The sequence below is a fragment of the Salipiger sp. HF18 genome (assembly GCF_011806505.1).
Taxonomy (GTDB): domain Bacteria; phylum Pseudomonadota; class Alphaproteobacteria; order Rhodobacterales; family Rhodobacteraceae; genus Salipiger; species Salipiger thiooxidans.
Genome location: NZ_JAATOS010000264.1, coordinates 1 through 5,750 on the forward strand (window position 1 = coordinate 1; position 5,750 = coordinate 5,750).

A 5,750-nucleotide genomic window follows, 5' to 3' on the forward strand; every position below is an offset into this window, starting at 1 on the left:
GTAGCCCAGGTTCCAGCCGTAGTCGAAGCCGGGCTCCTGCGGGCCGGTGACGTGCTGAAGCATGGTTTCGAGCTTGTCGAGCCCCTTTGCGACGCGCGCCTCGGGAGTCTCGCCCGCCTCGTATTCCTCCCACAGCCCGCGCACCCGGTCGCGCAGGTCCGGCGGCAGACCCTCGGTCAGTGTCGCAAGATCCGCCCGCTCGAGAGAGAGGTTGTCGGTGTCGGGCCCCTGGTCGATGGCGGGGACGTCGCCCGAGATCGCCTCACCGAGGTCGTGCACGATGCACAGCCGCAGCAGCCGGGCGAAATCCACACCGCTCTCGTCCTCGGTCAGAAGTGCCAGCAGGCAGAGGCTCCACGAGTGCTCGGCAACGCTCTCGTGCCGTTCCGCGCTGGTGCGGCCCGAGCGGAAGGTCGCCTTGAGGCGTTCGGCCTCGCCCATGAAGGCGATGATGCGGTCGTGACGATCCGGTTCCATGCGGGGGAGTGTGCGGGCGGCTCCCGAGATTCGCCAAAGACAAAATGTGCGGATTTCCGCACGGGGAACCGGGAAGCCTGTGCGAAGTTCCGCACATCCACAGGCGGCGTTTCGCCATAGTGACAGGGGTGGAGGCATTCAACCCTCTGAGACGATTGGATTTCATGACGATTTTGTCACGACGCTTCACACAGGCTTGATGCAATTCGCGCATGGCTGTCATGTGTTCAGCGGAGGGTCCGCAGGGGAGAAGGGCCTCGATCATCACTTTTCGGGAGGATACCGATGAAGACGTTTCTGATGACCGCCGTGGCCGCTGCGGCCCTCACCACCGGCGCCACTGGCGCAATGGCTGCCTGCGACGATGGCGAAATCGTCATCAAGTTCAGCCACGTGACCAACACCGACAAGCACCCCAAGGGCATCGCGGCGACGCTGCTCCAGCAGCGCGTCAACGACGAGATGGACGGCAAGGCCTGCATGGAGGTCTACCCGAACTCGACGCTCTACAACGACGACCAGGTGCTCGAGGCAATGCTGAACGGCGACGTGCAGATGGCCGCGCCCTCGCTGTCCAAGTTCGAGCAGTTCACCAAGGTGTTCCGCATCTTCGACCTGCCGTTCATGTTCGTGAACATTGAGGCCGTGGACGCGTTCCAAAACTCGGAAACCGGCCAGGAAATGAAGGAATCGATGCTTCGCCGCGGCCTGCTCGGCCTCGATTTCTGGCACAACGGCATGACCCAGTTCTCGGCCAACAAGCCGCTGGTCGCCCCCGAGGACGCCAAGGGCCTCAAGTTCCGCGTGCAGCCCTCCGAGGTGCTGAAGGCGAACATGGAGCAGCTCGGCGCCAGCCCGCAGCCGATGGCCTTCTCGGAAGTCTACGGCGCGCTGCAGACCGGCGTGGTCGACGGCCAGGACAACACCTGGTCGAACATCTACGGCCAGAAGTTCTTCGAGGTGCAGGACGGCATCACCGAGACCAACCACGGCGTGCTCGACTACATGGTCGTGACCTCGGCCGACTGGTGGGACAGCCTCGACGAGGACATCCGAACCCAGCTCGAGACCATCGTCCACGAGGTCACCGCCGAGCGTAACGCGGCCATCGCCGAGGTCGACGCCGACAACCGCCAGGCCATCCTCGACGCTGGCGGCACCATCCGCGAGCTCAACCCCGAGCAGCGCCAGGCCTGGGTCGACGCGATGAAGCCGGTCTGGGAGAAGTTCGAAGGCGACGTCGGTGTGGAAAACATCGAGGCCGCGCAGAAGTTCAACGCCGAAGTGCAGGGCTGATCGCCCGCACACGGCCGGCCTGGCCCGTATGGACCGGGGCCGGCCGCTGCAGGGGACGGTCCGCCGTCCCCTTTTTCACACGGTTTCCCATCAGACATCACTAACCGGACAAGGCGCCGGGGCCGGTGCCCGGACGCGGAATGGGGGGACAGCATGTCCAGTCACACCCACGGCCAGAGCGCGCTCGGCCGCATCGTCAACGAAATCGAGGAAACCGCCATCGCGGTGATCCTCGGGCTCATGACGCTCATCACCTTCATCAACGTCGTGCTGCGTTACGGCTTCAACACCGGCCTCATCTGGGGCCTTGAGGCGGTGACGATCCTGTTCGCGTGGCTGGTGCTCTTCGGCATCTCCTACGCGGTGAAGGTCACTGCCCATCTCGGCGTCGACGCGGTCACCACGCTGGTGCCGGCCACCGTCCGCCGGGCTATGGCGCTGATCGCGGCGGTGGTCTGCATCGTCTACGCGGCGCTGCTGCTGAAGGGCGCCTGGGACTACTGGGCCAACTTCGTCAACCTGCCGCAGACCACCGGCCGCTGGTTCCCCACGGGCTTCGAGGAGATGACACGCACCTCCTACCGCTCCTGGTACGAGGTGGTCGACATCCCGATGCCCGAGTGGCTGCGCTTCATCGAGCCCTGGATCAACGAGGGCGAGGCCTACGAGAAGCTGCCGCGCTTCATCCCCTACGCCATGCTGCCTTTCGGCGCCGCGCTGCTGTTCTTCCGCTTCCTCCAGGCGGGGTGGCGCATCTGGACCGGTGCCCAGACCAGCCTGATCGTCAGCCACGAGGCCGAAGACGCGGTCGAAGACGTGGCCCACATGAACCGCGAGGACTGAAAGACCGATGGACGTTTTACTTCTCTTTGTCATCATCGTCGGCCTGATGCTGATCGGCGTGCCGATCGCAGTCTCGCTCGGCATCTCGTCGATCGTCTTCCTGCTGGTGCTCTCCGACACCTCGCTGAGCTCGGTCGCGCAGAGCTTCTACCAGGCGATGGCCGGCCACTACACGCTGCTGGCGATCCCGTTCTTCATCCTCGCCTCGAGCTTCATGTCGACGGGCGGCGTGGCGCGGCGGATCATCCGCTTCTCCATCGCGCTGGTGGGCCACGTGCACGGCGGCCTCGCCATTGCCGGCGTCTTCGCCTGCATGCTCTTCGCTGCCCTCTCCGGGTCCTCGCCCGCGACCGTGGTGGCCATCGGCTCCATCGTCATCGCCGGCATGCGGCAAGTGGGCTACACCAAGGACTTCGCGGCAGGCGTGATCGCCAACGCGGGCACGCTGGGCATCCTCATTCCGCCGTCCATCGTGATGGTGGTCTACGCCTCGGCGACCGATGTCTCGGTGGGGCGGATGTTCCTCGCGGGCGTGATCCCCGGCCTGATGGCGGGCACCATGCTGATGATCACCATCTACGTCATGGCGCGGGTCAAGAACCTGCCCAAGGGCGAGTGGCTGGGCTGGGGCGAGGTCTTCACCGCGGGCCGCGAGGCGCTCTGGGGCCTGTTCCTGATCGTCATCATCCTCGGCGGGATCTACGGCGGCATCTTCACGCCGACCGAAGCCGCTGCCGTGGCCGCGGTCTACGCCTTCCTGATCGCGAACTTCGTCTACCGCGACATGGGGCCGCTCGCGGGCCGGAACGGCGAGCCCAACCTGCCGCTCATCCGAAAGCCGATCGCGCTGGTGACGGCCTTCTTCCACCGCGACACCCGCGACACGCTGTTCGAGGCCGGCAAGCTCACGATCACGCTGATGTTCATCATCGCCAATGCGCTCATCCTGAAACACGTGCTGACCGATGAGCAGATCCCGCAGCAGATCGCGAGCGCCATGCTCGGGGCTGGGCTCGGCCCGGTGATGTTCCTGGTGATCGTCAACGTGATCCTGCTGATCGGCGGCCAGTTCATGGAGCCCTCGGGCCTCCTGGTGATCGTCGCGCCGCTGGTGTTCCCCATCGCCATCGAGCTCGGCATCGACCCGATCCACCTCGGCATCATCATGGTGGTCAACATGGAGATCGGCATGATCACCCCGCCGGTGGGTCTCAACCTCTTCGTGACCTCTGGCGTGGCCGGGAAGCCTATGATGAGCGTGGTGCGCGCGGCGCTGCCCTTCCTTGCGGTGCTCTTCGTCTTCCTGATCATGGTGACCTACATCCCGATCCTGTCGACCTGGCTGCCGACGACCTTCATGGGACCGGAGATCATCACCCGCTGATCCGGGCAGATCATTTCAAACGAAAAAGCGGCGCTCCGATCGGGGCGCCGCTTGCGATTCCGGGGGCCGGCCTGCCTCCGGCGGGAGTTTATCGGGCAAGATGAAGGGACGGTCCCGCTCTTCATCTTGCCCCTGAACTCCGGGGAGTGTGAGGGGCTGGCCCCTCACCGGTCCTGCGCCCTCAGCCCGCGCTCGCGTTGAGCGCCTCGATGATGGGCACGAAATCGGCCGCCTTGAGCGAGGCGCCGCCCACCAGCGCGCCGTCGACGTTGGAAACCGCAAAGATCTCGCCCGCGTTCGAGGGCTTCACCGAGCCGCCGTAGAGCAGTCGGACCGAGCGGCCCACGCCCTCGCCGAAGCGCTTCTCGAGGCGGGCGCGCATGAAGTCGTGAACCTCGCCGATCTGGTCGGTGGTGGGGACCTTGCCGGTGCCGATGGCCCAGATCGGTTCGTAGGCGACCACGAGGTTGTGGCCGGTGGCCCCGTCGGGGATCGACTTGGCGAGCTGGCCGCCGATGATGTCGAGCGTGTTCGACGCCTCGCGCTCTTCGAGGCTCTCGCCCACGCAGAGCACCACCTTGAGACCGGCGTCCCAGGCTGCCTCACACTTGGCGCGGACGTCTTCGTCATGCTCGTCGTGGTCGGTGCGGCGCTCGGAGTGGCCGAGGATCACGTACTCGGCGCCGGCATCCGCCAGCATCGCGGCGGAGACATCGCCGGTGTGGGCGCCTGAGGCCTTGGCATGGCAGTCCTGACCGCCGATGGCGAGACCCTCTGCGGCGTCTGCGGCGGCGGCGACCAGTGTCACGGGCGGACAGATCAGGACTTCGGCGGGGCCAGACGCGGCGGCGGCCATCTCCCCGAGCTCGGACAGGGCTGCCTTGAGCCCGTTCATCTTCCAGTTCCCGGCGGCAAGTTTGGTGCGCATGGTCTCTCCCTTCTGCGGTTCGGGCACATCATCGAAGGATGGGCGCTGCCGTCAAGGGCAGGGCGACCGCCAATGCCGCGACATATCGGGAGAGTTTCGGCTGGGACCGTGCCAGCACCCTGGCGCTGGCCGACGTGGAGGGTCGGCGGGGCGCCGCGACCGGCGCCCGGCGGGGATCAGGGGTCGCCGCGCTCGACGCTGAGCTCTTCCACGTCCTTGAACTTGATCGATTCCCCGCAGCCGCAGGCATCTGCCACGTTGGGGTTGTTGAAGTGGAACCCCGATTCGAGCAGCGAGCTGCGGTAGTCGATCTCGGTGCCGAAGAGGAACATCTGCGCCATCGGCGCGATCATCACGCGGGCGCCGTCCTGCTCCACCACCTCGTCGTTGGGGTCCGCCGTGTCGACGAACTCCATGGTGTACTCCATGCCCGCGCAGCCGCCCTTCTTCACGCCGATGCGCAGACCGGCGCGTCCGTCGCGGTCCATCAGCTTCCGCACCTGCGTTTCCGCGGCAGGGGTCATGGTCACGGCCTGTTTGCCAGGAATACCGAACATCGAGTGTCTCCTTTTGGAGTGTCAAATCTAAGCGTTCGCGGGGCGTGACACAAGCGGACGCGCCGGGTTTCCCGCGACGGTCGTGCCCGCTGCCACGTCTCGCGTCACCACGGCGCCCGCGCCGATCACCGCGTCATCGCCGACGGTGACCCCCGGCAGGAGGATCGCACCGCCGCCGATCCAGACGTTGCGGCCGATGGTGACGGGCCGTCCGAATTCGAGCCCCGCGGCGCGGGTCTCGCCGTCGCGCGGGTGGTCGGCGGTG

The 5,750-nt window shown here is 66.2% G+C and carries 7 protein-coding genes; 3 read left to right on the plus strand and 4 right to left on the minus strand.

Annotation, left to right across the window (positions count from 1 at the left end; translation table 11 throughout):
* A partial coding sequence (locus HC022_RS17875) for an HD family hydrolase (protein ID WP_167453335.1) occupies positions 1 to 477 on the minus strand: 477 nt, incomplete at its 3' end.
* Positions 478 to 762: 285 nt separating this feature from the next.
* Between HC022_RS17875 and HC022_RS17880 the strand changes: the two genes are divergently transcribed.
* From HC022_RS17880 to HC022_RS17890, 3 genes are all read left to right on the plus strand, one after another.
* The gene (locus HC022_RS17880) at positions 763 to 1,773 is read left to right on the plus strand and encodes a DctP family TRAP transporter solute-binding subunit (protein WP_167453336.1); all 1,011 of its coding nucleotides are present in this window, start codon (positions 763 to 765) and stop codon (positions 1,771 to 1,773) included.
* A 153-nt stretch (positions 1,774 to 1,926) separates the two neighbouring features.
* A complete protein-coding gene (locus HC022_RS17885) occupies positions 1,927 to 2,616 on the plus strand; it encodes a TRAP transporter small permease (protein ID WP_167453337.1) in 690 nt (229 codons plus the stop codon).
* Positions 2,617 to 2,623: 7 nt separating this feature from the next.
* Positions 2,624 to 4,000, plus strand: a complete 1,377-nt coding sequence (locus HC022_RS17890; RefSeq protein ID WP_167453338.1) for a TRAP transporter large permease — start codon at positions 2,624 to 2,626, stop codon at positions 3,998 to 4,000.
* 181 nt (positions 4,001 to 4,181) lie between these two features.
* Here the strand turns inward: HC022_RS17890 and tpiA are convergent, their stop codons facing one another.
* From tpiA to HC022_RS17905, 3 genes are all read right to left on the minus strand, one after another.
* Positions 4,182 to 4,928 carry a triose-phosphate isomerase gene (gene tpiA, locus HC022_RS17895; protein ID WP_008883964.1) on the minus strand — a complete coding sequence of 249 codons (747 nt, stop codon included), beginning with the start codon at positions 4,926 to 4,928 and terminating at the stop codon, positions 4,182 to 4,184.
* 176 nt (positions 4,929 to 5,104) lie between these two features.
* On the minus strand, positions 5,105 to 5,485 hold the full coding sequence (locus tag HC022_RS17900) for an iron-sulfur cluster assembly accessory protein (protein ID WP_008884950.1): 381 nt from the start codon (positions 5,483 to 5,485) through the stop codon (positions 5,105 to 5,107).
* Between the two features lie 27 nt (positions 5,486 to 5,512).
* Positions 5,513 to 5,750: DapH/DapD/GlmU-related protein (locus HC022_RS17905; RefSeq protein WP_303049076.1), on the minus strand; the 238-nt coding region annotated here is incomplete at its 5' end.